General features: G+C 70.1%; 21 protein-coding genes, 1 pseudogene and 1 riboswitch. Of the genes and pseudogenes, 11 read left to right on the top strand and 11 right to left on the bottom strand.

The window, feature by feature from the left end; genetic code table 11:
* Positions 1-108 precede the first annotated feature (108 nt).
* Positions 109-1,560, top strand: a complete 1,452-nt coding sequence (locus tag WCE39_RS03700; RefSeq protein WP_343275358.1) for a bifunctional 2-methylcitrate dehydratase/aconitate hydratase — start codon at positions 109-111, stop codon at positions 1,558-1,560.
* Positions 1,561-1,563: 3 nt separating this feature from the next.
* Here the strand turns inward: WCE39_RS03700 and WCE39_RS03695 are convergent, their stop codons facing one another.
* Together WCE39_RS03695 and WCE39_RS03690 are read right to left on the bottom strand one after the other, a co-directional pair.
* Positions 1,564-2,970 (bottom strand): PQQ-dependent sugar dehydrogenase, encoded by a 1,407-nt coding sequence (locus tag WCE39_RS03695; protein WP_343275357.1) that lies wholly within the window; start codon positions 2,968-2,970, stop codon positions 1,564-1,566.
* The gene (locus WCE39_RS03690) at positions 2,967-3,392 is read right to left on the bottom strand and encodes a DUF2231 domain-containing protein (RefSeq protein WP_343275356.1); all 426 of its coding nucleotides are present in this window, start codon (positions 3,390-3,392) and stop codon (positions 2,967-2,969) included. The genes WCE39_RS03695 and WCE39_RS03690 overlap by 4 nt, the downstream gene beginning before the upstream one ends.
* A 185-nt stretch (positions 3,393-3,577) precedes the next feature.
* Here WCE39_RS03690 and WCE39_RS03685 point away from each other — a divergent pair, with 185 nt between their 5' ends.
* Positions 3,578-6,283 carry a bifunctional acetate--CoA ligase family protein/GNAT family N-acetyltransferase gene (locus WCE39_RS03685; protein ID WP_343275355.1) on the top strand — a complete coding sequence of 902 codons (2,706 nt, stop codon included), beginning with the start codon at positions 3,578-3,580 and terminating at the stop codon, positions 6,281-6,283.
* A gap of 179 nt (positions 6,284-6,462) precedes the next feature.
* Complete coding sequence (gene dinB / locus WCE39_RS03680; protein WP_343275354.1) at positions 6,463-7,530, top strand: DNA polymerase IV; 1,068 nt, start codon at positions 6,463-6,465, stop codon at positions 7,528-7,530.
* A 20-nt stretch (positions 7,531-7,550) separates the two neighbouring features.
* Here the strand turns inward: dinB and WCE39_RS03675 are convergent.
* Positions 7,551-7,769: pseudogene (locus WCE39_RS03675) on the bottom strand (lipid-A-disaccharide synthase N-terminal domain-containing protein); the annotation flags it as partial.
* An 83-nt stretch (positions 7,770-7,852) separates the two neighbouring features.
* On the opposite strand from WCE39_RS03675, the gene WCE39_RS03670 reads away from it, so the two are divergent.
* Positions 7,853-8,557, top strand: a complete 705-nt coding sequence (locus WCE39_RS03670; RefSeq protein WP_343275353.1) for a sensor histidine kinase — start codon at positions 7,853-7,855, stop codon at positions 8,555-8,557.
* A gap of 75 nt (positions 8,558-8,632) precedes the next feature.
* On the top strand, positions 8,633-9,292 hold the full coding sequence (locus tag WCE39_RS03665) for an HAD-IA family hydrolase (protein ID WP_343275352.1): 660 nt from the start codon (positions 8,633-8,635) through the stop codon (positions 9,290-9,292).
* A 28-nt stretch (positions 9,293-9,320) separates the two neighbouring features.
* Here WCE39_RS03665 and btuB read toward each other — a convergent pair whose 3' ends face one another.
* The 3 genes from btuB to WCE39_RS03650 all read right to left on the bottom strand — a co-directional run bounded on the left by btuB (position 9,321) and on the right by WCE39_RS03650 (position 12,465).
* On the bottom strand, positions 9,321-11,195 hold the full coding sequence (gene btuB / locus WCE39_RS03660; RefSeq protein WP_343275351.1) for a TonB-dependent vitamin B12 receptor: 1,875 nt from the start codon (positions 11,193-11,195) through the stop codon (positions 9,321-9,323).
* A 123-nt stretch (positions 11,196-11,318) separates the two neighbouring features.
* Positions 11,319-11,556: riboswitch (cobalamin riboswitch) on the bottom strand.
* A gap of 55 nt (positions 11,557-11,611) precedes the next feature.
* Positions 11,612-11,962, bottom strand: a complete 351-nt coding sequence (locus tag WCE39_RS03655) for a TfoX/Sxy family protein (protein WP_343275434.1) — start codon at positions 11,960-11,962, stop codon at positions 11,612-11,614.
* Between the two features lie 17 nt (positions 11,963-11,979).
* Entirely contained in the window at positions 11,980-12,465 is a 486-nt protein-coding gene (locus WCE39_RS03650; RefSeq protein WP_343275350.1) for a GAF domain-containing protein, read from the bottom strand.
* On the opposite strand from WCE39_RS03650, the gene bioD reads away from it, so the two are divergent.
* The 3 genes from bioD to WCE39_RS03635 all read left to right on the top strand — a co-directional run bounded on the left by bioD (position 12,458) and on the right by WCE39_RS03635 (position 17,792).
* Positions 12,458-13,180: a dethiobiotin synthase gene (gene bioD, locus WCE39_RS03645; protein WP_452299559.1), complete on the top strand. Its 723-nt coding sequence runs from the start codon at positions 12,458-12,460 to the stop codon at positions 13,178-13,180. The genes WCE39_RS03650 and bioD overlap by 8 nt on opposite strands.
* Positions 13,181-13,347: 167 nt before the next feature.
* The gene (locus WCE39_RS03640) at positions 13,348-14,598 is read left to right on the top strand and encodes an efflux RND transporter periplasmic adaptor subunit (RefSeq protein WP_343275348.1); all 1,251 of its coding nucleotides are present in this window, start codon (positions 13,348-13,350) and stop codon (positions 14,596-14,598) included.
* Between the two features lie 5 nt (positions 14,599-14,603).
* Entirely contained in the window at positions 14,604-17,792 is a 3,189-nt protein-coding gene (locus WCE39_RS03635) for a multidrug efflux RND transporter permease subunit (protein ID WP_343275347.1), read from the top strand.
* Positions 17,793-17,915: 123 nt separating this feature from the next.
* Here WCE39_RS03635 and WCE39_RS03630 read toward each other — a convergent pair whose 3' ends face one another.
* The 5 genes from WCE39_RS03630 to WCE39_RS03610 all read right to left on the bottom strand — a co-directional run bounded on the left by WCE39_RS03630 (position 17,916) and on the right by WCE39_RS03610 (position 23,551).
* Positions 17,916-18,314, bottom strand: coding sequence for a phasin family protein (locus WCE39_RS03630; protein ID WP_343275346.1), 399 nt, complete (start codon positions 18,312-18,314; stop codon positions 17,916-17,918).
* Positions 18,315-18,552: 238 nt separating this feature from the next.
* Positions 18,553-18,906 (bottom strand): 6-carboxytetrahydropterin synthase QueD, encoded by a 354-nt coding sequence (gene queD / locus WCE39_RS03625; protein ID WP_343275433.1) that lies wholly within the window; start codon positions 18,904-18,906, stop codon positions 18,553-18,555.
* Positions 18,907-18,908: 2 nt separating this feature from the next.
* A complete protein-coding gene (gene prpF, locus WCE39_RS03620; protein ID WP_343275345.1) occupies positions 18,909-20,099 on the bottom strand; it encodes a 2-methylaconitate cis-trans isomerase PrpF in 1,191 nt (396 codons plus the stop codon).
* Positions 20,100-20,107: 8 nt separating this feature from the next.
* Positions 20,108-22,735, bottom strand: coding sequence for a Fe/S-dependent 2-methylisocitrate dehydratase AcnD (acnD, locus tag WCE39_RS03615; protein ID WP_343275344.1), 2,628 nt, complete (start codon positions 22,733-22,735; stop codon positions 20,108-20,110).
* 87 nt (positions 22,736-22,822) lie between these two features.
* Positions 22,823-23,551: a glycosyltransferase gene (locus tag WCE39_RS03610; RefSeq protein WP_343275343.1), complete on the bottom strand. Its 729-nt coding sequence runs from the start codon at positions 23,549-23,551 to the stop codon at positions 22,823-22,825.
* A 204-nt stretch (positions 23,552-23,755) separates the two neighbouring features.
* On the opposite strand from WCE39_RS03610, the gene WCE39_RS03605 reads away from it, so the two are divergent.
* The 3 genes from WCE39_RS03605 to WCE39_RS03595 all read left to right on the top strand — a co-directional run bounded on the left by WCE39_RS03605 (position 23,756) and on the right by WCE39_RS03595 (position 26,536).
* On the top strand, positions 23,756-24,199 hold the full coding sequence (locus WCE39_RS03605; protein WP_343275342.1) for a helix-turn-helix domain-containing protein: 444 nt from the start codon (positions 23,756-23,758) through the stop codon (positions 24,197-24,199).
* Positions 24,200-24,341: 142 nt separating this feature from the next.
* Complete coding sequence (locus WCE39_RS03600; protein ID WP_449283928.1) at positions 24,342-25,310, top strand: bifunctional enoyl-CoA hydratase/phosphate acetyltransferase; 969 nt, start codon at positions 24,342-24,344, stop codon at positions 25,308-25,310.
* A complete protein-coding gene (locus tag WCE39_RS03595) occupies positions 25,307-26,536 on the top strand; it encodes an acetate/propionate family kinase (RefSeq protein ID WP_343275341.1) in 1,230 nt (409 codons plus the stop codon). The genes WCE39_RS03600 and WCE39_RS03595 overlap by 4 nt, the downstream gene beginning before the upstream one ends.
* The last annotated feature ends 35 nt before the right edge of the window (positions 26,537-26,571 follow it).

The following is a 26,571-nucleotide window of genomic DNA, read 5'->3' as shown; positions in this document are numbered from 1 at the left end:
ATGGCGTCAAGCAAGGCGGATGCGCGGCGTGGCGTCGTGAACGGCACGCAATGGCCGCGCCGCGGGCGGGGGAGTAGCGTCGGGGCATCACCGCAGGCGGAGGCCGCCATGTCCACGCTCGTTCCCAACGTCCGCCCGGAGCCCGACCAGGCGATGGTCGACATCGCCGACTACGTCACCGGCTTCGCGGTCGAATCACCGCTGGCCTGGACGACCGCGCGCCACTGCCTGCTCGATACGCTGGGCTGCGGCCTGGAGGCGCTGGAGTATCCCGCCTGCACCCGGCTGCTCGGGCCGATCGTCCCGGGCACGGTGGTGCCGAACGGCGCGCGGGTGCCCGGCACCGGCTATCAGCTCGATCCGGTGCAGGCCGCTTTCAACATCGGCGCGATGGTGCGCTGGCTGGACTTCAACGACACCTGGCTGGCGGCGGAGTGGGGGCATCCGTCGGACAACCTCGGCGGCATCCTCGCCGTGGCCGACTGGCTGGGCCGCACCGCGATCGCCGAGGACAGACCGCCGCCGCTGATGCGCGACGTGCTGCGCGCCATGGTCAAGGCGCACGAGATCCAGGGCTGTCTCGCGCTGGAGAACAGCTTCAATGCCGTCGGCCTCGACCACGTGGTGCTGGTGAAGGTGGCCTCGACCGCGGTGGTGGCCGGGCTGCTTGGGCTGTCGCGCGACGCGATCGTCAATGCCGTCTCGCAGGCCTGGGTGGACGGGCAGAGCCTGCGCACCTATCGCCACGCGCCCAATACCGGCAGCCGCAAGTCCTGGGCCGCGGGCGACGCCACCAGCCGCGGCGTGCGCCTGGCGATGATCGCGGCCACGGGGGAAATGGGCTGTCCGGGCGCGCTGACCGCTCCCGGCTGGGGGTTCTACGACGTGTCGTTCAAGGGCGAACCCTTCCGTTTCCAGCGCCCCTACGGCAGCTACGTGATGGAGAACGTGCTGTTCAAGATCAGCTTTCCGGCCGAGTTCCACGGCCAGACCGCGGTCGAGGCGGCCTTGCTGCTGCACGACCGGCTCGCGCGCGCCGGACGGCGCGTGGAGGAGGTCGCCGCGGTCACCATCCGCACCCAGGCGGCCTGCATCAGGATCATCGACAAGCAGGGCCCGCTGGACAATCCGGCCGACCGCGACCACTGCATCCAGTACATGGTCGCGGTGGCGCTGATCTTCGGGCGCCTGACGGCGGCCGACTACGAGGACGAGGTTGCCGCCGACCCGCGCATCGACCGGCTGCGCGCGAAGATCGCCTGCGTGGAGGATCCGCAGTACACCGCCGACTACCACGATCCCGCGAAGCGCAGCATCGCCAACGCGCTGACGCTGGCTTTCGAAGACGGCACCGCGCTCGACGAAGTCGCGGTGGAGTACCCGGTCGGGCACGGGCGCCGTCGCGACGAAGGCATCCCGCTGCTGGAGGCGAAGTTCCGCCGCAACCTGGCGCGGCGGTTCCCGGTCGCGCGCCAGGAGGCGATCCTGGCCGCCAGCCTGGACCAGGCGACGCTCGAGGCGATGCCGGTGCCCGAGTACGTGGATCTGTACGCGAACTGAGGCCTACATCGTCTCCGCGGGCGTTGCCGCGGCGACTTCGGCCGCATCATCCGGGCGGGCAAGATCCGCGGCGTCCAGCGGGTCGGCGGTGGACGCGGGCGGCGGCGTTGCGGCGCCGCCGGTCCGGGCCACGCGCCAGATGGTGTTCGACAGGTCGTCGGCCACGATCAGGGCGCCGCGCGGATCCACGGTCACGCCGACCGGGCGGCCGCGGGTGGTGCCGTCGTCGTCGCGGAAGCCGGTGACGAAGTCGACGGGATCACCCGCCGGGCGGCCGTTGAGGAAGGGCACGAACACCACCTTGTAGCCCACCGGGTCGGCACGGTTCCAGCTGCCGTGTTCGCCGACGAAGACGCCGTCGGCGAACTCCGCGCCCATCACCGGGCTGGAGAAGTCGACGCCAAGCGCGGCGACATGCGAGCCGAGGGAGTAGTCGGGAACGATGGCAGAGGCCACTTTTTCCGGATCCTGCGGACGCACGCGGTCATCGACGTTGCTTCCCCAGTAACTGTAGGGCCAGCCGTAGAAGCCGCCGTCGCGCACCGAGGTGAGGTAGTCGGGCACCAGGTCCGGGCCGATCTCGTCGCGCTCGTTGACCACGGCCCAGAGCTGGCCGCTGCCGGGCTGGATGGCAAGCGCGGTGGGATTGCGCAGGCCGGTCGCGTAGGGGCGGTGCATGCCGGTGGCGACGTCGATCTCCCAGACCATCGCGCGGTCCTGCTCGGCGAGCATGCCGCGCTCGGTGATGTTGCTGTTGGAGCCGATACCGACGTAGAGGAAGCGGCCGTCGGCGCTGGCGGCCATCGCCTTGGTCCAGTGGTGGTTGATCTCCGACGGCAGCAGGGTCAGCACCTCGGGCTCCGCCGCGCTGGCCTGCGTCTGCCCTGGCTGGTAGTCGAAGCGCACCACCGCGTCCTGGTTGGCTACATACAGATCGCCGCCGATCAGGGCCAGGCCGTAGGGCGCGTCGAGCTCGTCGGCGAACACCGTCTGCAGTTCGTACACGCCGTCGCCATCCGCGTCGCGCAGCAGGGTCAGGCGATTGCCGCTCTTCACCGAGGTGGTTCCCGCGGACTTGATCGGCCCGGCGATCACGTCCTTGGGCTTGAGCTTGGGCGCGTTGCCGCCGCGGCCCTCGGCCACCAGGATGTCGCCGTTGGGTAGCACCAGGGTCTGGCGCGGGATCAACAGGTCGGTGGCGATGGCGCTGACCGTATAGCCCTCGGGCACCACCGGCAGGCGGTCGCCCCAGCCGGCGGGCTCGGCGATCACCATGTCCGGCATCAGGCCGCGATGCGGCTCGGGCAGGTCCGGGTTGGCGCCGTACTGCAGCGGCGCGGACTCCTTGCCTCCGCAGGCGGCGAGGGCGAGGCTGAGAATCGCGATGGCGGGCAGGGGATGGCGGTTCATTTCACTTCTCCGATGCGCGGGCTGCTGAAGCCCAGCCAGGCCGCGATCACGGCCAGCACAACCACGACCACCGACAGCACCAGGCCGCCGGGCATGCTGGCCCAGGCGTCGCGGGCGTGCATCAGCGCGTTGAAGAAGCCGACCACCCAGGTCGCGAGCAGCAGCACGAAGTGCAGGACCGATGCCCGCGTGCGCCTGGATGCGGCCAGGCCGAAGAGCGCGCACACCAGCGAGAGCGCCAGCACCACCAGGCCGCTGGCGATCAGCCAGGACGCGAAGTTGTTCCACTGGATCTCGTAGGTGCGGGCGTAGGCGATGTCGCTCAGCAAGGCGCCGATGAACAGCGTCAGGGCCCCGCCGGACAGGGCTGCGTGCGCCGGGTGATACGCGGGCGCGAATCTGCGAGGAACGGTAGCGACCATGGGCGGACCTCCTGCGTGGACGCGATGGCGCCCGGGTGGGTTGCGGCCTCCGTCGGGGCCGATCCTGAACCACGTTACTCCGCTGCATTTGAGGAAGGCGTGCAGGGCCGGGCCGGCAGCACCGGCGGGTCACGCGCCGGTGATATCGTCACGGACCCTTCCGCGCATGCCGGGTCTGCCATCCGATGGGTACCTACGCACTCGGTTCCGTATTCGCGCCGGCCTCGGTGGCCCTGGTCGGCGGCAGCCCGCGGGAGCGCTCGCTGGGCCGGCTGGTGCTGGGGCAGATCGTCGAAGGTGGCTTCCCAGGGCGCGTGGGCGTGGTCAATGCGCGCTATCCGTCGATCGCCGGCGTCGACTCTTCGCCGCGGCTGGACGCGCTGGGCTTCACGCCGGAGCTGGTCATCATCGCCACGCCGCCGTCGAAGGTCGCGAAAGTGGCCGCCGCCGCCGCCGATGCCGGCGCGCGCGCGGTCATCGTGCTGACGCGTGGCATGGGCGAGGGCCCCGATTCGCACAATGCCGCGCTGGCGGCGGTCGCGCGCGAGCGCGGCCTGCGCGTGGTCGGGCCCAACTGCCTCGGCGTGATCGCGCCGCATTCGAAGCTCTACGCCAGCTTCGCGGCGCACCGGCCGCCGCCCGGCGACATCGCCCTGGTGTCGCAGTCGGGCGCGGTGGGCGCGGCGATGATCGAATGGGCGCATGCGCGCGGGGCGGGTTTCTCCGCGGTGGTGTCGCTGGGCGATGCGGTCGACGTCGACTTCGCCGACCTGCTGGACTGGTTCGCCGTCGACCGCCACACGCGCGCGATCCTGCTCTACCTCGAACACGTGCGCGACGCGCGCAAATTCCTGTCGGCCGCACGCGCGGCGTCGCGCGGAAAGCCGGTGGTGGTAGTGCGCCCGGGCCGGCACCTGCGCCGCGCACCACCGCACTCCAGCCATGCCGCGGCGCTGGCCACCCCCGACGATGTCTATGACGCGGCCTTCCGCCGCGCCGGCCTGCTGCGCGTGCGCGCACTCGACGAGATGTTCGCCGCTGCCGAGACGCTCTCGCACCTGGGGAGCGTGCCCGGCAAGCGCCTGGCGGTGCTGACCAACGGCGCCGGCACCGGCCTGCTCGCGCTGGACCTGCTGCAGGACCTGGGCGGCGAGCCGGCGCGGCTTTCGGCCTCTACCGTGGAGCGCCTGGACGCCACGCTCGAACGCGGCTGGTCGCGCACCAATCCGGTGGACCTGCTTGGCGATGCGGACGGTGTGCGCTACACCGCCGGACTGGAGGCGCTGCTCGATGACCCGGGCAACGACGCCATCCTGGCAGTCAACGTGCCCACCGTGCTCTCCGCGCCAAGGGAGACCGCGGAGGCCACGGTCGCGGTGCTCAAGGCGCGGCCACGCGGCGCGGCGCGCAAGCCGGTGCTGGCGCTGTGGCTGGGCGATGACGACGGCGCCACCGCCCTGCTGGGCGATGCCGGCGTGCCGACCTATGCCAGCGAGACCGAGGGCGTGCGCGGCTTCATGTACCTGGTCCGCCACCGCGAAGCCCAGGCAGCACTGATGGAGACGCCGCCGAGCCTGCCCGACGACTTCGCCTTCGATCGCGCCACCGCCCAGGCGCTGGTGGACGCGGCGCTTGCCGAAGGCCGCGAGTGGCTGGATCCCGCCGACACCGCGCGCCTGCTGCGCGCCTACGGCATCGACCTCGCCACGCCCGTCCAGGCCGCCGATCCGGACGCCGCCGCGGCCCTGGCCGCGCCGATGCTCACCGATGGCGGCACGGTCGCGGTCAAGGTGCTGTCGCCGGACATCGCGCACAAGTCGGACGTCGACGGCGTGCGCCTGCATGTCGGCAGCGCCGAAGCAGTGCGCGAGGCCACCGCCGACATCATCGAGCGCGCGCGCAAGCTGCGGCCAGAGGCCCGCATCGACGGGGTCAGCGTGCATCCGATGGTGCTGCGCGCGAAGGCGCGGGAGGTGATCGCCGGCATCGCCGACGACCCGGTGTTCGGGCCGGTGGTGGTGTTCGGCCGCGGCGGCACCGCGGTCGAGCTGATCGACGACAAGGCGCTGGCGCTGCCGCCGCTGGACCTGCGCCTGGCGCACGAGCTGATCGGCCGCACCCGCGTCTCGCGCATCCTGCGCGCCTATCGCGACGTGCCCGCCGCCGACGAGCGCGCGCTGGCCCTGGTGCTGGTGAAGCTCGCGCAGCTGGCCGCCGACATCCCGGAGCTGCGCGAGATCGACATCAACCCGCTGCTGGTCGATGCCGGCGGCGCGGTGGCGGTGGATGCGCGGATCGCGGTGGCGCCGTCCACGCGCCTGCACCGCGGCCGCGGCCACCCGCGCTTCGCGGTATTCCCGTACCCGACCGAGCTCGAGCGCACGCTCACGCTGTCCAGCGGCCGCCAGGCTTTCCTGCGCCCGGTGCGCCCGGAAGACGACGCCATGTTCCGAAGCTTCTTCGAGCACGTCAGTGCCGAAGACCTGCGCCTGCGCTTCTTCCGCGCCGTGCGCGACTTCAGCCACGACTTCATCGCCCGCCTGGTGCAGCTGGACTACGCGCGCTCGATGGCGCTGGTGGCGATCGATGTCGAAACCGACGAGATGCTCGGCGCCGTGCGCCTGCTTGCCGACTCCGACTTCCGGCGCGGCGAGTACGGGATCATGGTGCGCTCCGACCTGAAGGGCGCCGGCCTCGGCTGGCGCCTGATGCAGCAGATGATCGAGGTCGCGCGCTGGATGGGGCTCGAGACCATCGAGGGCCAGGTGCTGCGCGAGAACAGCACCATGCTCGCCATGTGCCGGAAGCTCGGCTTCAAGGTCGTGCCGGATCCGGACGACGCGACCTTGATGCTGGTGACCCTGCCGGTCGAAGCCTCTCCACCGATGTAAGCGGGCTTTTTGTGGGAGCGGCTATAGCCGCGATCGCTGCTTGGGCAGTACGTGACACTTTTCGCGGCTATAGCCGCTCCCACAGACTCCCTGGCCGCTCCCACGAGTCCTTGGCGGCTCCGAAAGGCGCTCTGGCCGCTCCTGCAGCCCATCCGGCAGCGCTGCGGGATAATGCGCACATGCGCAAGATCCTGCACATCGACATGGACGCCTTCTACGCGTCGGTGGAGCAGCGCGACGATCCGTCCCTGCGCGGCCGCCCGGTGGTCGTGGCCTGGCGCGGCGCGCGCTCGGTGGTGTGCGCGGCCTCGTACGAGGCGCGGGTGTTCGGGGTGCGTTCGGCGATGCCGGCGGTGCGCGCCGAGCGCCTGTGCCCCGACGCCGTATTCGTGCCGCCGGACTTCGTGCGCTACAAGGAGGCGTCGAAGCAGGTCCGGGCCATCTTCCTGCGCCACACCGACCTCGTGCAGCCGCTGTCGCTCGACGAGGCCTACCTCGACGTCACCGCGCCGAAGATCGCCTCACCCAGCGCCACCGAAAGCGCGCGCATGATTCGCGCCGAGATCCGCGAGGCCACCGCGCTCACCGCCTCCGCGGGCATCGCGCCGAACAAGTTCCTGGCCAAGATCGCCTCGGACTGGAACAAGCCCGACGGCCAGTTCGTGGTCAAGCCGTCCCAGGTCGAAGCCTTCCTGACGCCGCTGCCGGTATCGAAGATCCCGGGCGTGGGCAAGGTGATGGAACAGAAGCTCGCCGACATCGGCGTGGCCACCGTCGGCGACCTGCGCGCGTTCGCGCTGGAAGAGCTGCAGGCACGCTTCGGCAGCTTCGGCGCCGGCCTGTACCGGCGTGCGCGCGGCATCGACGAGCGCCCGGTGGAGCCCGACCAGCCGGTGCAGTCGATCTCGGCCGAGGACACCTTCGAGCACGACCTCACGCTGTACGAGTTCGAGGACGCGCTGCGCCGCCTGGCCGCCAAGGCCTGGGACGCCACGCGAAAGACGCCGCGCGTCGGGCGCACGGTGGTGCTGAAGCTCAAGACCTCGGATTTTCGCATCCTCACCCGCAGCCATACGCCCGACATGCCGCCGGCGACGCTTGCGGAGTTCACCGCCATCGCGCTGGCGCTGCGCGAGCGCGTGTCGCTGCCGGCGTCGACGCGCTACCGGTTGGCCGGGGTGGGGCTGGCCGGCTTTCGCGATCCGGAGGAAGCGCCGCTCCAGGCGCCGTTGTTCGCCTCCTGCTGAAGCGCCACGCGTCGCGCGGGGCGCAGTTCGAGCCACAGGCTGTAGGCGGCGGTCAGCGCCGGCAGCAGGTTCTGCAGCACGCCCACGGCGTCCTGCTTGTCGGAAAACACGAAGTACGCCAGCGTCAGCCCGCTGCCGCACAGGCTCAGGATCCAGAAGCTGCGCGGCACCACCGCGCGCCCGGCGCGCCGCGATGCGCCGAACTGCAGCAGCCATCGCGCGCCGAACAGCAGCGCGCCGAACACAGCGCATCGGGCACCTGCGCCCCGACCGCACCGGCCAGCGCATCGAGCTGCCGGCGGATGCCAGCTCGGAGCTGGTGGTGATCGCGGAGGCGCTCAACGACTACATCGCCCGCAACGAGCTGTACGTGCAGCGCGAACGGGTGTTCATCGACAGCATGCGCCACGAGCTGCGGACGCCGATCGCGGTGATCTCGGGCGCGGCGGAGCTTGCCGCCGCGCAGACCGGCGTGCCGGACGCCGCGCGGCAGCAGATCGCGCGCATCAGCCGCACCGGCCGCGAGGTCGAGCGCCTGATCGCGCTGCTGCTGGTCCTGGCCAAGGAGCCGGGACGCCTGGCGCAGGCCAGCGATCGCATCGACCTCGCGCAGCTGCTGCCCGAGATCATCGATGACCACCTGCCGATGGCGCGCGAGAAGGGTCTGGTGCTGGCGCTGCAGCCGCCGCCGCGCTGCAAGATCCTGGCGCCGATGCCGGTGGTGCAGGCGGCCATCGGCAACCTGCTGCGCAATGCGATCGAGAACAGCGACAGCGGCGGGATCGACATCCGCATCGATGCCGCCGCGGTGGTCATCGATGATCCCGGACACGGCATGACGCCCGAGGAGATCAGCGCGATCTATGCGCGCATGGCGCGCGGCGGCGGCCGCGAGCGCGGCGGTATCGGCCTGGAGCTGATCTCGCGGCTGTGCGAGCACCTGGGCTGGACGCTTGAGATCACGTCGCGGCCGTGGCAGGGCACGACGACGCGCCTGGACCTGTCGAAGGCCCGTGTCCTTGCCTGAGCGGCCCGCCTTGCGCTGGCCCGCCCGCGGTGCGCCGGCGACAATGGCCGTCCGATGAAGCCGAGGAGACGCCCTGTGTCATTCCCCTGGTCGCTGGTGCTGTTCGACCTCGACGGCACCCTGGTCGACAGCGCCGCCGACATCGCCGAGGCGGTCAATCGCACCCTGGAAGAACTCGGCCACGCGCGCGAGGACGAAGCCACCGTGCGCGCGTGGATCGGCCTGGGCACGCACGTGCTGCTCGACAGCGCCCTGCGCCACGCCGGCAGCGATGCCGATGTTGACGCGGTGATGCCGCGGCTGATGGTCCATTACGAAGCGTGCCTGCTGCTGCACGCGCGCCTGTATCCGGGCACCACGGAGACGCTGGCCGCGCTGGCGGATGCTGGCGTGGCGATGTCCATGGCCACCAACAAACCCGAGCGCATGGCGCGCGTGCTGAGCGATGCGATGGGCATCGACCGCTGGTTCACCCACGTCGTCGGCGGCGACACGCTGGCCGAGCGCAAGCCGTATGCAATGCCGTTGCTGCACCTGGCGGCGCTGCACGGCGTGTCCGCGGCGGACACGCTGATGGTGGGTGATTCCGAAGCCGATGCCGGCGCCGCGAAGGCGGCCGGCATGGACCTGGTGCTGCTGCGGCACGGGTATCCGCGTGATTTCGACCTGGAGCGCGCGGGGGCGGTGGCTGTCCTCGATGGACTTGAGGGTTTGACCACCCTTGCCCGTCCTTGACGTCCGCCGCTCCCACAAAGGCGGCGGCCTACTTCGCGGGGCGATAGCGCAGCGTCAGCCCGTACTCCCGTCCCGGCTGGTTGAACCACGCGATCGTCTCGTAGTCGCGGTCAAACAGGTTGCTGGCCCGCGCCTGCAGCGTCCACTCGGGATTGATCGCGTACTCCACGCGCAGGTCCACCGTGGCGAAACCGCCCAGGCGCACGGTGTTCGCCGCATCGTCATAGCGCGCGCCGCTTCCCAGCACCGATGCGCCGATGCGGAAATCGCCGAGCGCGCGATCGACGTCGATACGCCCGTTGTTGCGCGCGCGCCGCGGCAGCAGCCTGTCGTGGTTCGGTCCCGGCGACAGGTTGCGGGGATCGATGTGGCCGAGCTCCGCGCCGAGGTCCCAGCCGGCCAGCGTGGCGTGCGCGGTCAGTTCGGCGCCGCGGATGCGCGACTCGTCCACGTTGAGCAGGGCGAAGTCGGTGTCGTATCCGATCAGCTCGTCGATCCGGGTTTCGAACACGTTGAACGTCCAGCCCCGGTTCTGCCCCTGGCGCGCCAGGCCCAGGTTGATCGTGCGCGACTCCTCCGGCCGCAGGTCGGCATTGCCATACACGGGGTAATACAGATCGTTGAAGGTCGGAGTCTTGTAGCCGGTGCCGGCGCTGGCGGTCAGGCGCCAGCCGTCGGCGAAACTGAAGCCGTAGCCGACGCTCGCGGTGGCATGGCCGCCGAACTGTTCGTTGTCGTCGTGGCGCAGGCTGGCTTCGAAGGCATGCGCATCGAATCGGCCCTGCCAGGCGACGAAGCCGGCGGTATTGTCGCGGCGGTCCTCGATGTAGGCCGTGCTGGCCTCCACCGCGTCGCGCATCCAGTCGATGCCGACGCTCAGCACCTGGTCGTCGCCGATCGCCACGTCGCCCTGCGCCGAGGCGGTGAAGCGACGGGTGTTGATGCGGCTGGCAAAGTCGCGACTGTCGTCGACGGGATCGTGGAAGCGGGTCAGGGCGCGGTCGTCCGAGCGGCCCACGCGCAGGTCCAGGTCGACGTTGGCGCGCGGCCGCCACTTCAGTCGCGTGCCCAGAACCTGCTGCCGGTTGTCGGCCTCGTTGCCGCCGAAGATGCTGCCGTCGTATTCGTTGAAGGCATCGGCAAGCAGCGCATGGCCTTCCAGGTCCAGGGTATCGGACACCTCAATGCCGCCGCGCAGGCTCACCGACGCGTTCCGGTAGCCGTCGCGGTCGGGCTCGTCGACGAAGCAGCCCGCGCCCCAGCCGGCAGCGGTGCCGCGGCAGGCGTCGATGCCGTCGGTGCGCTGCCACGCGCCCTGCGCCTGGAACCAGGCACGCCCGGTGCGCTGGCCGATGCCCGTGCTGGCCGAGCGGAAGCCGTTGTTGCCCGCGCCCATGCTGAAGGTGCCCTGCAGCGGGCCTTCCGCCGGGCGACGGGTGAAGATCTGCACCACGCCGCCGATCGCCTCGGCGCCGTACAGGCTCGAGCGCGGCCCGCGCACCACTTCGATGCGTTCGATCTGCTCCAGCGGCAGGTCCTGGAACGAGCTCATGCCGGCGGTCGCCGAGCCGATGCGCACGCCGTCCACCAGCACCAGCACGTGGTCGGACTCGGTGCCGCGCAGGAACATCGAGCTCAGCTTGCCGGCGCCGCCCTGGTTGGCGAAGTCCATGCCGGCGCGGCCTCGCAGCAGGTCCAGCAGCGAGGTCGCCTGGCTGCGTTCGATCAGCTCCCGGTCGATCACCTGCACCGGGACGTTGCTGTCGATGGCATTGAGCTCGGTGCGCGTGGCGGTGACCACGATCGTGTCGAGTTCGGTGGCCTGGGCCCGGCCGGTGGCATGGGCAGCGGGTGACAGTGCCAGCGCGATCGCCAGCGTGAGGAAGGTGTGGTGCGGCTTCATTCGGAAACTCCATGCGTCGCGCACGCCCGCGCGACCGGTGTGGAAGAAGTCGCGCGTGGAGGATCCGACGGAGGGGCGACATGCGGGGCACGGCGCAACTGCCGCCGCAATGCCCTCCGCATCGCAACCAGTGGCTTCCTGGCCGGTCTCCGGGCTCGCGGGCGGACAGCGCTGTGGCTGGCCAGCCCCGGCGCCTTCCCGTGCGGATGCACAGTGGCGGTTTGCCGGGGTGTTTCCTCGCTTACCGTTGCGGGGGCAGCGCCGGAATGCTTCGCCCGCGTGGCGCGGACGGAAGGTCACCGGCTTCCCGTTTCAACCCTTGGGGGAATCCCCTCGGGTCACCAGAAAGTGCGCGCAGTGTACGGCAGCGAGATGGTGCGCGACAGTCGCGGTGACGCGTGACCGCCGCGAATGGATCAGTCGTCAACGGCCTCGTCGAACAGACGCGGCGTCGGCATCGCATCGTCTTCCTGCATGACCGTGGTGGTCACCGGTCCGGCGGGCGGGCGGTTGCGTGGCGGCGGCAGGTCGGCGATCGCGGCCTCGGCGGCGGCGACCAGTTCCACCCGGCGTTCGTCGGGCACGTCCTGCCAGTGGCAGTCGCGCAGCGCGCCTTCCAGCGAGTACAGCAGGTTGAGGCTGGGCTTGAAGCCGGCGCGCTTGATGCGCATGAACGCCTCCAGCGGACCCGCTTCCATGAGGTCTTCCGGCGTCCTCAGGCCCACCTGGCGCAGCCACGCGGCCGACTTCGGGCCGATGTTGCGCATCTTGAGCGGTTGGGCGCTCACGAGCCCAGTGATTCCACGTACACGCGTGCGATCTCCTCGAGTCCCCTCTGGTCTTCAACGTCGAACCGGGCCGGAACCGGACTGTCGAGGTCGAACACGCCGACCAGGGCGCCGGCGTGGAACAGCGGGACAACCAGTTCCGAACGCGATGCGGCGTCGCAGGCGATGTGGTCGGCTACGGCGTTGACGTCGTCCACGCGCTGGGTTTCGCCGCTGCGCGCGGCCGCGCCGCAGACGCCGCGGTCGAGCGGGATGCGCACGCAGGCGGGCTGGCCCTGGAACGGGCCGACCACCAGCTCGGTGCCGTCGTAGAAGTAGAAGCCGACCCAGTTGAGCTCCGGCAGTGCGTGGTAGACCAGCGCCGAGAGGTTGGCGGCGTTGGCGATGCGGTCGCGCTCGCCATGGAGGAGGGCGCGCGCCTGGGCGGCGAGCTGGGCGTACTGCTGCGGCTTGTCGCCGCTTAGACTCTGCGTGGTGAACATGGAACCAAGTGTAGCGCGGGGCGTGCTGGTGACCGGCACCGACACCGGCGTCGGCAAGAGCGTGGCCAGCGTGGCCCTGCTGCATGCGCTGCGCGCGCGCGGGCTGCGCGCGGTGGGCATGAAGCCCGTGGCCGCCGGCTGCGAGGCCACGGCGCAGGGCGTGTGCAACGACGATGCGCTGGCCCTGCAGGCCGCCAGTGACCCCGTGCCGGCCTACGCCGACGTCAATCCCTGGGCATTGCCCGAAGCCACCGCGCCGCAGCTCGCGGCGCGCGCGGCCGGCATCGAGGTGTCCATGCCGCCCGTGCTGGCGGCGTACGCACGGCTCGCGGCGGATGCCGACGCGGTGGTGGTGGAAGGCGCTGGCGGCTGGCTGTCGCCGCTTGCCGACGGCATCGAGCATGCCGACCTGGCCCGAGTCCTGGGGCTGCCGGTGCTGCTGGTGGTGGGCCTGCGCCTGGGCTGCCTCAGCCACGCCCGGCTCAGCGCCCGCGCGATCGCCGCCGACGGCTGTCGCCTGCTGGGCTGGGTGGGCTGCGCGGTCGACCCTGCGTTCGATCGCCGCGATGACTACCTGGGGCTGCTCGACGCCGCGCTGCCGGCGCCCTGCCTGGGCGTGGTCGCACATGCCGGGCCAGTCGTGGATCCAGGCGCCCTGGCGGCCGGCCTGGCGGCGGCGGCGCGCGCCGTGGCCGTGGCGGAACAGACGCAGTAAGGGACGCCACGACCGCGGCCACGGGCTGACCACGCGGCATTCACATCGTTGCGCCCTGTGCGCGGCACCATGTGCTCGTTGGCGATCCCTGACTTCAGGCACGGCGCGAGCGCCCCCGGCGGCGTCATACTTGCCGACCTGTTTCGCCATTCCCCCGAGAGGCACCCATGCGGCGCATCCTGATTGCATCCATCCTGACCGCGACGCTGGCCGCATGCGGCGGCGAACAGGAGGCCCAGCAGCCGCCGCCGCCCGAGCTCGGGGTCATCTCAGTACAGCCCACCAACGCGCCCCTGCGGCGCGACCTGGTCGGTCGCCTGGCCGCCTACCGCAGCGCCGACGTGCGCGCCCGTGTCCCCGGCGTGATCCAGCGCCGCGTCTACCAGGAAGGCAGCGACGTGACCGAAGGCCAGGTGCTGTTCGAGATCGACCCCGCGCCGCTGCGCGCTGCCGCCGGTGAGGCGCAGGCCGCGCTCGCCCAGGCGCGCGCCAACCAGGCTAACGCGCGCGCCTTCGCCACGCGCGCGCGCAGCCTCGCGCCGGAGCGCTTCATCTCGCAGTCCGACCTCGACAACGCACTGGCCGCCGAACGCAGCGCGAATGCCTCGGTGCAGGCCGCGCAGTCGGCGGTCGAGAGCGCGAACATCAACCTCGGCTACGCCACCGTGCGCGCGCCGATCTCCGGCCGCGCAGGCAAGCAGCAGGTCACCGAAGGCGCGCTGGTCGGGCAGGGGACGGCGACGCTGCTGACCACGGTCGACCAGATCGACCCCCTGTACGTGAATTTCAGCATGGGTGCCGGCGAACTCGACGAAGTGCGCAGCATGCAGCTTGATCGCGAGGGCCCGGTGGCGGTGCAGGTGCTGCTGCCCGGCGGCAGCGTCTATGAACATGCCGGCGAGCTCGACTTCTCGGGCGACGTCGTCGATCCGGAAACCGGCGCCGTGTCGTTGCGGGCTACGCTGCCGAATCCCGACCGCCGCCTGCTGCCGGGCACCTACGTGACGCTGGTGGCCACGCTGGGCGTGCAGCACGGCGTGTTCACCGTGCCCCAGGCCGCGGTGCAGCGCGATGCCACCGGCCCCTATGTGATGGTCGTGGGTGCCGACGACATCGTGGTCCGCAAGGACATCGCCACCGCGCGCGCCGAGGCAGGCAGCTGGATCGTCAGCGAAGGCCTGGCTGCGGGCGACCGCGTGGTGGTCTCGGGATTGCAGCGCGCGCAGGCCGGCCAGCCTGCGACCGCCACGCCGTGGCAGCCGACCGCGGCGCCTGCCACTCCCGGCACCGCGCCGGCCGGGCAGGACGCCGCGCCTCCGTCGGCTCCGGCCGCTTCGCCGGAATCGGCCGAAGGCCATCCCGACGCGGCCACGCCCGCTGGCGATGACACCGCCGCCGACGCCGCCGCGCAGGGCTGACCCCGATGCCTCGTTTCTTCATCGACCATCCGGTCTTCGCCTGGGTCATCTCCATCCTGATCGCGCTCTCGGGCGTGATCGCGCTGCTCAACATGGGCGTGGAGTCCTACCCCAACGTCGCGCCGCCGCAGGTCACCGTGGGCGCGGGCTATCCCGGCGCCGATGCCGCCACCACCGAGCGTGCCGTCACCCAGGTGATCGAGCAGCAGCTCACCGGCATCGACAACCTGCTGTACTTCAGTTCGAGCTCAAGCTCGTCCGGCCGCGCCAGCATCACCCTGACCTTCCAGACCGGCACCGACCCCGACATCGCCCAGGTGCAGGTGCAGAACAAGGTCGCGCTGGCCACACCACGCCTGCCGACCGAGGTCACCCAGCAGGGCGTGGTGGTGGCCAAGGCGAATGCCGGCTTCCTCATGGTGGTGGGGCTGCGTTCGTCGGACCCGTCGTTCGACCGCAATGCGCTCAACAACCTGATCGGTTCCAGCGTGCTGGAGCAGATCGCGCGCGTGCCAGGCGTCGGCAGCACCCAGCAGTTCGGCTCCGAGTACGCCATGAACATCTGGCTCAACCCGGACAGGATGCAGGGCTATGGCCTGTCGGCCAGCCAGGTGCTGCAGGCCGTGCGCGGCCAGAACGTGCAGTTCGCCGCGGGCTCGATCGGCGCCGACCCGGCACCGGCGGGCCAGGGCTTCACCGCCACGGTCTCGGCCGAGGGCCGGTTCGCCACCCCGGAACAGTTCGGCGACATCATCCTGCGCGCCGATGCCGACGGCAGCACGGTGCGCCTGAAGGACGTGGCGCGCATCGACATCGGCGCCCAGAGCTACGGCTTCGACACCAAGTTCAACGGCCAGCCCACCGGCGCGTTCGCGATCCAGCTGCTGCCCGGCGCCAACGCGCTGACCGTGGCCGAGGGCGTGACCTCGCGCATGGACGAGCTGCAGGGCAGCTTTCCGCAGGGCGTGGAATGGTTCAGCCCCTTCGACAGCACCACCTTCGTCACCATCTCGATCAAGGAAGTGGTGAAGAGCCTGGTCGAGGCGATGGTGCTGGTGTTCCTGGTGATGTTGATCTTCCTGCAGAACCTGCGCGCCACCATCATCCCCACGCTGGTGATCCCGGTGGCGCTGCTCGGCACCTTCCTGGGCCTGAGCATGATCGGCTTCACGATCAACCAGCTGACGCTGTTCGCGATGGTGCTGGCGATCGGCATCGTGGTTGACGACGCCATCGTGGTGATCGAAAACGTCGAGCGGATCATGGCGGAGGAGCACCTGCCGCCGCGCGAGGCCACGATCAAGGCCATGGACCAGATCACCGGCGCGGTGGTCGCGATCACCGTGGTGCTGGCGGCGGTGTTCATCCCGAGCGCGCTGCAGGGCGGCGCCTCGGGCGAGATCTACAAGCAGTTCGCGATCACGATCGCGGTGGCGATGGGCTTCTCCGCGTTCCTCGCGCTGGGCTTCACGCCGGCGCTGTGCGCGAGCTTCCTGAAGCAGCACGAGAAGCATGACGCCGATGCGCCCGGCGGCGGCAAGCGCCAGAACATCGTCTATCGCACCTTCAACAAGCACTACGACCGGATCGCGGCCACCTATGTGCGCCACATCGGTGGCGCGGTGCGCCATGCGCCGCGCTGGATGCTCGTGTTCGTCGCACTGACCGTGCTTGCCGGCGTGCTGCTTGCGCGCCTGCCTGGCAGCTTCCTGCCGGAAGAGGACCAGGGCTATGCCATGGCCATCGTGCAGCTGCCGCCGGGCTCGACCCTGCAGCGCACGCAGACGGTGTTCGAGGACGTGCGCGCCACGCTTGAACAGGTGGACGGTTACGAGGCCATGATGCAGGTCGCCGGTTTCAGCTTCATCGGCCAGGGCGAGAACGTCGGCATGGCCTTCATCAAGCTCAAGGACTGGGGCGAACGCGACGGCACGGTGCAGGACTTCCTGCAGGCGGCCAACGGCGCGCTGTACGGCATCCGCGACGCGCAGATCTTCGTGGTCAACCTGCCTACGGTGCAGGGCCTGGGCCAGTTCGGCGGCTTCGACATGTACCTGCAGGACCGCGCCGGCCTAGGTCGTGACGCGCTCACGGCGGCGCGCAACCAGCTGCTGGGCGCGGCGGCGCAGGATCCTTCGCTGACCGCGGTGCGGCCGAACACGCTCGAGGACGCGTCGCAGCTCAAGCTCACCGTCGACCGCGTGCAGGCGCAGGCGATGGGCCTGTCGGTCAATGACATCTACAGCGCGATCCAGCTGATGCTGGCGCCGGTGTACGTCAACGACTACTTCGCCGACGGCCGCGTGAAGCGCGTGAACATGCGCGCCGACGCGCCCTACCGCACCGATCCAGGTTCGCTGTCGCGCTTCTACACGCCGGCCGCGCCCTCGGCCGACGGCACGCCCAACATGATCCCGCTGACCAGCGTGGTCGACGCCGAGTGGACCATGAGCACGCCTTCGCTCACCCGCTACAACGGCTATTCGGCGGTGAACATCGTCGGCTCCCAGGCGCCGGGGCACAGCTCGGGCGAGGCCATGGGCGCGATGGAGCGGATCGTCGAGGAAGAGCTGCCGGCCGGTTTCGGCTACGACTGGGCGGGCATGTCCTACCAGGAGATCATCGCCGGCAACACGGCGACGCTGCTGCTGGTGCTGTCGGTCGTGGTGGTGTTCCTTTGCCTGGCCGCGCTCTACGAGAGCTGGTCGATCCCGGTGGCGGTGCTGCTGGCGGTGCCGCTGGGCATCCTGGGCGCGGTGGTGTTCACCATGCTGCGGCCGGGACTGTCGAACGACATCTTCTTCAAGATCGGCATGGTCACGGTGATCGGGCTGGCGGCCAAGAACGCGATCCTGATCATCGAGTTCGCGGTGCTGGAGCGCGCGGCCGGCAAGACGCTGCGCGAGGCGGTGATCGAGGCCGCGCGCATGCGCTTCCGCCCGATCCTGATGACGTCATTCGCCTTCATCATGGGCGTGACGCCGCTGGCGCTGTCCAGCGGCGCCGGTGCCAACGCGCGCCACGCGCTGGGCACGGGCGTGATCGGCGGCATGCTGTTCGCGACCTTCCTCGGGCTGCTGCTGATCCCGGTGTTCTTCGTCAGCGTGCGCCGCCTGTTGGGCGAGCGGCTGGATGATCCGACAGGGGGGCCGGCCCCGGGTGGTGGAGGCGCGTCGCCGCCGGCTGCCGGATGATTTGATGCAGGCATGAAAAAACCCGGCAGCCGAAGCTGCCGGGTCGCTTGAAGCGGGCACCGCGCGGGGAGAGGGTCGCGTGATGCCCCGGTCCCGTCGCCGGGACCGCTGTGACGCGTTTGCTTACTTGCGCTTGCCGGTGGCGGCCTTGGTGGCGCCCTCGACGGCGTCCTGCGCCTGCGCGGCGGCCGACTCGACCTGGCCCTTGGCGATCCGGGCGATGGCTTCGTTGGTGGCCACGGTCTGGCCGAAGGCTTCCTGGCTGGCGCTGACCGAGCGCTCGGCGCTCTCGCGGGCAACCTGCACGCCCTTCGGCCACACGGCCTTCAGGCCGTCGAAGTCACGGACCTCGGCCAGCTCGCCCCAGAAGGCGAAGGCGGCGTTGGTGTTCTGCTCGATGGTCGACAGCTGCAGGCCGATGGCCTTCTCGGCGCCGGCCAGGGCCAGGCGGTTGACCTGGGCGGCGGTGTCGGCGAACTGACGGGCGGCGGCGGTGAACTGCTCGTTGGTGTTCTGGTACATGGCGGGCTCCTGCGATGTCCGGCAGGGATTGCCGGTTTGTGCGGTGCAGCATATCCCAGCCAATGTTGCGGTGCAACAACCGCTCGTCGGCACGTTCAGGTTCCGGGCCAAACACGTGTGGGAGCGGGGCTTTTTGTGGGAGCGGCTACAGCCGCGAATACCGACATCGCGGCTCTAGCCGCTCCCACAGGCCGCCAATCGCGGCTATAGCCGCTCCCACACAGGCCGGCACTGTGTGTCAGCCCCGGTAGCGGCATCCGGAGGTGCACGTTTCGTGCACCACGACCTCGGACAGCTGCGGCAGCGCGGGCCGCAGCCGCTCCCAGATCCACACGGCCAAGCGCTCGCTGGTCGGGTTCTCCAATCCCTCGATATCGTTGAGGTAGTGGTGGTCCAACTGGTCGTACAAGGGCTTGAACGCGGCCTTGATGTCGGCGAAGTCCATGACCCAGCCGGTCTCCGGGCCAGGCTCGCCGGACACGTGCAGCTCGATCCGGAACGAATGACCGTGCAGCCGCGAGCACTTGTGGCCCTCGGGCACGTTCGGCAGCCGGTGCGCGGCCTCGAGGGTGAAGACCTTGAAGATATCCATGTTCATTCCTTTTCCGGCACGCGCACCGCGCCTTCCATCAGCACCCGCGCGCTGCGGCTCATGATCGCCTTGGCCACGGTCCAGCGGCCATCTTCCTGGCGGGCTTCGGCGCCCACGCGCAGGGTGCCGGACGGGTGGCCGAAGCGGACCGCCTCGCGTGCACCGCCGCCCGCGGCCAGGTTCACCAGCGTGCCGGGGATCGCCGCCGCAGTGCCGATGGCCACCGCGCACGTGCCCATCATCGCGTGGTGCAGCTTGCCCATCGACAGGGCGCGCACGTTGAGATCGATGTCGGCCGCAGCGATAGCCTTGCCGCTGCTGGCGACGTAGTCCGCCGGCGACGACACGAACGCGACCTTGGGGGTGTGCTGCCGCGTGGCGGCGCCGGCGATGTCGTCGATCAGGCCCATGCGCAGGGCGCCGTGGGCGCGGATGGTCTCGAACATGGCCAGTGCCTTGGCGTCGCCGTTGATCGCGTCCTGCAGCTCGGTGCCGGCATAGCCGATGTCGGAGGCGTTGACGAAGACGGTCGGGATGCCGACGTTGATCATCGTGGCTTTCAGCGTGCCGACGCCCGGCACGTCGAGGTCGTCGACCAGGTTGCCGGTGGGGAACATCGCGCCGGCATCGCCGTCATCGGAGGGATCGATGAACTCGAGCACGATCTCGGCCGCCGGGAAGGTCACGCCGTCGAGCTCGAAATCGCCGGTCTCCTGGACCTGGCCGTTGACGATCGGCACGTGCACCACGATGGTCTTGCCGATGTTGGCCTGCCAGACGCGCACGGCGTAGGTGCCGTTCTCCGGCAGGCGCGCCGCATCGATGAAACCGTTGGCGATCGCGAACGGACCGACCGCGGTGCTGAGGTTGCCGCAGTTGCCGGACCAGTCCACGAAGGCGGTATCGATCGAGATCTGCCCATAGAGGTAGTCGACGTCGTGGCCTGGCTGCGTCGGCGGGCCGATGATCACGCACTTGCTGGTCGACGAGGTCGCGCCACCCATGCCGTCGGTGTGCTTGGCGTAGGGGTCGGGCGAACCGATCACGCGCATCAGCAGCGCGTCGCGCGCCGGGCCGGGCACGCGCGCGGCTCCGGGCAGGTCTTCGAGGCGGAAGAACACGCCCTTGGAGGTGCCGCCACGCATGTAGGTGGCGGCGATGCGGAGCTGGGGGAGGTGGGGCCGATGGGTCATGGGAAGGCTCAGGCGGTGGCGTCGGCGTTGGCGTTGGCGGCCAGGAAATCCTGCGCGAAGCGCTGCAGCACGCCGCCGGCCTCGTAGATCAGCACTTCCTCGTCGGAGTCCAGGCGGCAGGTCACAGGCACGCCGGTGCTGCTGCCATCGGTGCGATGGATCACCAGCGTCAGCGTCGTGCCGGGCGAGCGGATGCCGGTGACGTCGAAGGCCTCGGTACCGTCGATTCCCAGGGTCTCGCGGGTGGTGCCGGACTCGAACTCCAGCGGCAGCACGCCCATGCCGATCAGGTTGGTACGGTGGATGCGCTCGAAGCCCTCGGCGACGATCGCCTCGACGCCGGCCAGGCGCACGCCCTTGGCGGCCCAGTCGCGACTGGAGCCCTGGCCGTAGTCGGCGCCGGCGATGATGACCAGCGGCTGCTTGCGCTCCATGTAGGTTTCGATCGCTTCCCACATGCGGGTGACCTTGCCTTCGGGTTCGATGCGCGCCAGCGAACCCTGGCGGACCTCGCCCTTGTCATCGCGCACCATCTCGTTGAGCAGCTTCGGATTGGCGAAGGTCGCGCGCTGCGCGGTCAGATGATCGCCGCGGTGGGTGGCGTAGGAATTGAAGTCCTCTTCGGGCAGGCCCATCTTCGCCAGGTACTCGCCGGCGGCGCTGGACGCCATGATCGCGTTCGACGGCGACAGGTGGTCGGTGGTGATGTTGTCGCCCAGCACCGCCAGTGGCCGCATGCCCTTCATCGTGCGTTCCCCCGCCAGTGCGCCCTCCCAGTAGGGCGGTCGGCGGATATAGGTCGACATCGGGCGCCAGTCGTACAGCGGCTCCACGCGCGTGCCGTCATCCACCGCGATGCGGAACATGGGCTCGTACACGCGGCGGAACTGCTCCGGCTTCACGCTGGCCTTCACCACGGCGTCGATCTCCTCGTCGCTGGGCCAGATGTCCTTGAGCGTGACCGGCTGGCCTTCGGAGTCGATGCCGAGCACGTCCTTCTCGATATCGAAGCGCACGGTGCCGGCGATGGCATAGGCGATCACCAGCGGCGGGGAGGCCAGGAAGGCCTGCTTGGCATAGGGGTGGATGCGGCCGTCGAAGTTGCGGTTGCCCGACAGCACCGCCACCGCGTACAGGTCGCGGTCGATGACTTCCTGCTGGATCACCGGGTCCAGCGCACCGGACATGCCGTTGCAGGTAGTGCAGGCGAAGCCGACGATGCCGAAGCCGAGCTGCTCGAGCTCGGGCAGCAGCCTGGCCTCTTCCAGGTACAGCTGCACCGCGCGCGAGCCCGGCGCCAGCGAGGTCTTGACCCAGGGCTTGCGCGTCAGCCCGCGCGCATTGGCGTTGCGCGCCAGCAGCGCGGCTGCGATCACGTTGCGCGGATTCGACGTGTTGGTGCAGCTGGTAATGGCGGCGATGATCACCGCGCCGTCGGGCAGCAGGCCCTCGGCTTCCTGCGCGCGCGCGCCGGCCAGGTCGCCGGCGACGCCGCGCTCGGCCAGGTCGCTGGTTGCCAGGCGGCGATGCGGATTGGACGGGCCGGCCATGTTGCGGACCACGCTCGACAGGTCGAAGTGCAGCGTCCGCGGATACTGCGCGTTGGCGAGATCCGAGGCCCACAGGCCGGCGGCCTTGGCGTAGGTCTCCACCAGGGCCACCTGCTCGTCTTCGCGGCCGGTGAGGCGCAGGTAGTCCAGCGTGTTGTCATCGATGAAGAACATCGCCGCGGTCGCGCCATATTCAGGCGCCATGTTTGAAATGGTCGCGCGGTCGCCGATGGTCAGCGCCGCGGCGCCCGGGCCGCGGAATTCCAGATAGGCGCCCACCACCTTCTGCTGGCGCAGGAATTCGGTCAGCGCCAGCACCACGTCGGTGGCGGTGATGCCGGGCTGCGGCTTTCCTGAAAGCTCCACGCCGATCATTTCGGGCGTGCGCATCCACGAGGCGCGGCCGAGCATCACGCTCTCCGCCTCCAGCCCGCCGACACCGATCGCGATCACGCCCAGCGCGTCCACGTGCGGGGTATGGCTGTCGGTGCCGACGCAGGTATCCGGGAATGCAACGCCGTCGTCGACATAAACCACCGGCGACATTTTTTCCAGATTGATCTGGTGCATGATCCCGTTGCCCGGCGGGATCACGTCGACGTTGCGGAAGGCCTTTTTCGTCCAGTCGATGAAATGGAAGCGGTCGGCGTTGCGCCGGTCCTCGATCTCGCGGTTGCGGCTGAACGCATCGGGATCGAATCCGCCGCACTCCACCGCAAGCGAGTGGTCGACGATCAGCTGCACCGGCACCACGGGATTCACCTGGGCCGGGTCGCCGCCGGCGTCGGCGATGGCGTCGCGCAGGCCGGCAAGGTCCACCAGCGCGGTCTGGCCGAGGATGTCGTGGCAGACCACGCGCGCCGGGAACCACGGGAAGTCCAGGTCGCGGCGGCGCTCGATCAACTGGCGAAGATAATCGTCGATGCGGGCCGGCTCGGCGCGACGCACGATGTTCTCGGCGTGTACGCGCGCGGTATAGGGCAGGGTGTCCCACGCGCCAGGCTGCAGCGCCTCCACCGCCTCGCGGGCGTCGAACCAGTCGAGCCTGGTTCCGGGAAGGGGCTTGCGATATCTGCTGTTGGTCATGGCGAGTGCGGGCGCTGGCGGGAGGGGCCCATTGTATCGCCGCGGGATGGCTTGCCCTGAATCGATGTTCGCGCCTGGCGATCCGGATCATTCTCCAGAAGGTGTCCTGACCGCCTTTTCGTGCCGCCGCGGCCCGTACCAGATATGCAGGGCGTCGCGGGTGCGCGCCATGCGCCTGGGCGAGGCGAAGAAGCGCAGCGCAAACCGGATTTTCTCGCCCAGCGAGTAAGTGTGCATCTTGCGCGCCGAGGTAATGACCGGCGTGCGCAGGATCGCCAGTCGGCCCTGCCTGGCCAGGGCGCGGCCGAGGGCTACATCCTCGGCCACGTACAGCCCTTCGTCGAATCCGCCAGCGGCGTCGAAGGCCTCGCGGCTGCAGAAGATGAAGCAGCCCGGGGTGATGCGGAACAGGCGGAACAGCAGGATCGAGGCCGATTCGAACAGGCGGACATGGAGCGGCAGCGGGCGCATGAAGCGCACGGCGGTGCCGCCACCGGCCGCGCCGGCATCGAGCGCCTGCATCGCTGCAGCCACCGCCTGGCGGTTGACCAGCGTGTCCGCATCCACGAACAGCAGGCGGTCGCCGCTCGCCGCGGCGGCGCCGGCGTTGCGCGCGCCGGCGATATGGCGCACGTCGACCTGCACCACGCGGGCGCCATGTGCGCGGGCGATCGCGGCGGTCGCATCGGTGGAGGCGTCATCGACCACGATCACTTCCACCCCCTCGCCAAGTCCGCCAGTGGCGCGGGCCACTGCCTCGAGCGTCGCGGCGATGACGGGCGCCTCGTCGTGCGCGGGGATGACGATCGAAAGCACATCGGCTCCTGTGGCTGTTTCAACCTGGCGTCGCGGGTCGGCCACCAGTCTGCACGGGGCCGTGCATGCGGTCGTGTGACGGGCTCCTGATAATCCGGTTGAATACCGCGCCGATAATTGCTCGAAAACAAGTATTAGACGCGGGAAGCATTCAAAACTAGACTTGCGAACTATTCCCCCGATTGAATTATGGAGTAATACCTGGTGGCCAATCTCGCAACCGTCCTGAAAGCCGAAATCGCGCGCCTCGCCCGCAAGGAAGCCAAGACCCAGCTCGAGCCGCTGCGCAAGGCCAATGCCGGTTACCGGCGCGATATCGCGGCGCTCAAGCGCGAGGTGGCGGCCCTGGCGCGGCAGGTGAAATCCGGGGCGCGCCCGTCGCACGCGGAAAAGGCGACGGCGCCTGCGGCTGACGGCGATGCCCCGCGCGTCCGTTTCCAGGCCAAGGGCCTGAAGTCGCACCGCGAGAAGCTTGGCCTGTCCGCGGCCGAATACGGCCAGCTTGCGGGCGTGAGCGGGCAGTCGATCTACAACTGGGAAGCCGGCAAGACCGTGCCCCGCCAGGCGCAGGTACAGGCACTCGCCGCGCTGCGCGGCATGGGCAAGCGCGAGGCGGCGAAGCGCCTCGAGGCCGCTGCGGCCGGATAGCCCGCCGGGTTCAACCGACCATCAGGCCGATCACCAGCGCGTTGACCAGGTTGATCACGAAGCCACAGGCCAGCGGCACCACGAGGAAGGCCTCGGGTGCCGCGCCGTTACGCGGTGATCAGGCCGCTGACAAGGGACACAGATGACCGCAGACCATCCGCAGCAGCCGGCCCATCGCAAGGACGCCAACGGCAACGATGGCCTGGCGCGCCTGCTTGACCACGTCGCCAAGCTGGCACCCGTGCGCGCCGCCATCGTGCATCCCTGCGATGCGTTGAGCCTGGCCGCGGTGCTGGACGTGCGCGATGCGGGGCTGGTGGAGCCGGTGCTGGTGGCGCCGCGTGCGCGGCTGGGGGCGGCGGCGGAGGAGGCGGGGATCGACATTTCCGGTCTTCCGGTCGAGGACGTGCCGCACAGCCACGCCGCGGCGTTGCGCGCCGCCGAACTGGCCCGCGAGGGCAAGGTCGAGATCATCATCAAGGGCAGCCTGCACAGCGACGAGCTGATGTCGGCGGTGGTGGCCTCGGCGTCGGGCCTGCGCACCAAGCGCCGCGTGAGCCACTGCTTCGTGATCCAGACGCCGCACTATCCGCGGCCGTTCCTCGTCACCGATGCCGCGGTCAACCTCGCGCCGGACCTGCTGCAGAAGGCGGACATCGTCCAGAACGCGATCGACCTGGCGCACGTGCTCGGCATCGCCACGCCGAAGGTGGCGATCCTGGCCGCGGTCGAGACTGTGAACCCGTCGATGCAGGCCACGCTCGACGCCGCGTCGCTGTGCAAGATGGCCGATCGTGGCCAGATCACCGGGGGCGTGCTTGACGGCCCGTTGGCCTTCGACAATGCGGTGTCGATGGAGGCCGCGAAGACAAAGGGCATCTCGTCGCCGGTGGCGGGGCAGGCCGACATCCTCGTGGTGCCGGACCTGGAGAGCGGCAACATGCTGGCCAAGCAGCTGATCTTCATGGGCCAGGCCGCCAGCGCCGGCATCGTGCTGGGCGCGAAGGTGCCGGTAGTGCTGACCAGTCGCGCCGATCCGCGCGAGTCGCGCATGGCCTCGTGCGCGATCGCGCTGATGCTCGCGCACCACAATCGCCAGAGCCCACCGTGAGTGGACGTCCCGCGGCGCCGGCGGTGGCGTCTTCCGGCGCCGACCTGGTGGTGGTGCTCAACTGTGGCTCGTCGAGCATCAAGTTCGCAGTCTACGACAGCGGCGTCGATCCACTGCCGCGCAGGGCGCTGTGGAACGGCAAGGTGCAGGGCATCGGCGGTTCCACGCCCGACTTCGGCGAAAGCGGCGTCAAGCCGTTCGCGATTGAACTCGATGGCGGCACGCCCTATCGCAGCGCGCTGGCGTTGATCCGCGACCGCATCCTCGAGCGCCTGGGCGGACGCCGCGTGGGCGCGGTCGCGCACCGGGTTGTGCATGGCGGCAGCAAATACTTCGAACCCGTACGCGTGGATCACGGCGTGCTGGAGGACCTGCGCGGCTTCATCCCGCTGGCGCCGCTGCACCAGCCCTTCGCGCTCGAGGCGGTCGGGATCCTGCTGCGCGAGTATCCGCGGCTGCCGCAGGTGGCCTGCTTCGACACCGGCTTCCACCACACCGTCCCCATGGTCGAACAGATCCTGCCGCTGCCCTGGGATGCCTGGGAGCGCGGCCTCCGGCGCTACGGCTTCCACGGCCTGTCCTACGCCTACATGGCCACCGCGCTGCCCGAGCGCCACGGCGATGTCGCCCGCGGCCGCAGCATCGTCGCCCACCTCGGCAGCGGCGCCAGCCTGTGCGCGATGCGTGGCCTGCAAAGCGTGGCCACGACCATGGGCTTCTCCGCGCTCGACGGCCTGATGATGGGCACGCGCACCGGCGCCCTGGATCCCGGCGCCGTGCTGTACCTGATGGAGATCGAGAAGCTCAGCCTGGAGGAGGTCGGGCAGCTGCTGTACCACCGCTCGGGACTGCTGGGCGTGTCCGGCATCTCGCCGGAGCCGCGCGTGATCGTGAAGCACGAAGGCGACGAGGGCATGGCCGGCGAGCGCGCGCGCGTTGCGCTTGAACTCTACGTGCGCCGGATCGTGCGCGAAATCGGCGCGATGGCCGCTGTGCTGGGCGGGCTGGACCTGCTGGTGTTCACCGCCGGCGTCGGCGAGCACAACGCCTTTATCCGCGAACGCGTGTGCAGGGACCTGGTGTTCCTCGGCGTGGAACTGGATGACGCGGCGAACGAGGCCGACGCCCACATCATCTCCGCGCCGGCCAGCCGCGTGCTGGTGGGCGTCGAGCCGACCAACGAGGAGTGGATCGCGGCGCGGCAGGCACTTGCCTGCCTGGCATAGCGCCAGTCAGGCCCGCTGCGCCGATACCGGGGATA

The organism is Luteimonas yanweni, from assembly GCF_039548475.1.
GTDB lineage: Bacteria > Pseudomonadota > Gammaproteobacteria > Xanthomonadales > Xanthomonadaceae > Luteimonas.
The sequence above is the reverse complement of the archived record's forward strand: the minus strand, read 5'-3'. Positions and strand labels throughout refer to the sequence as shown.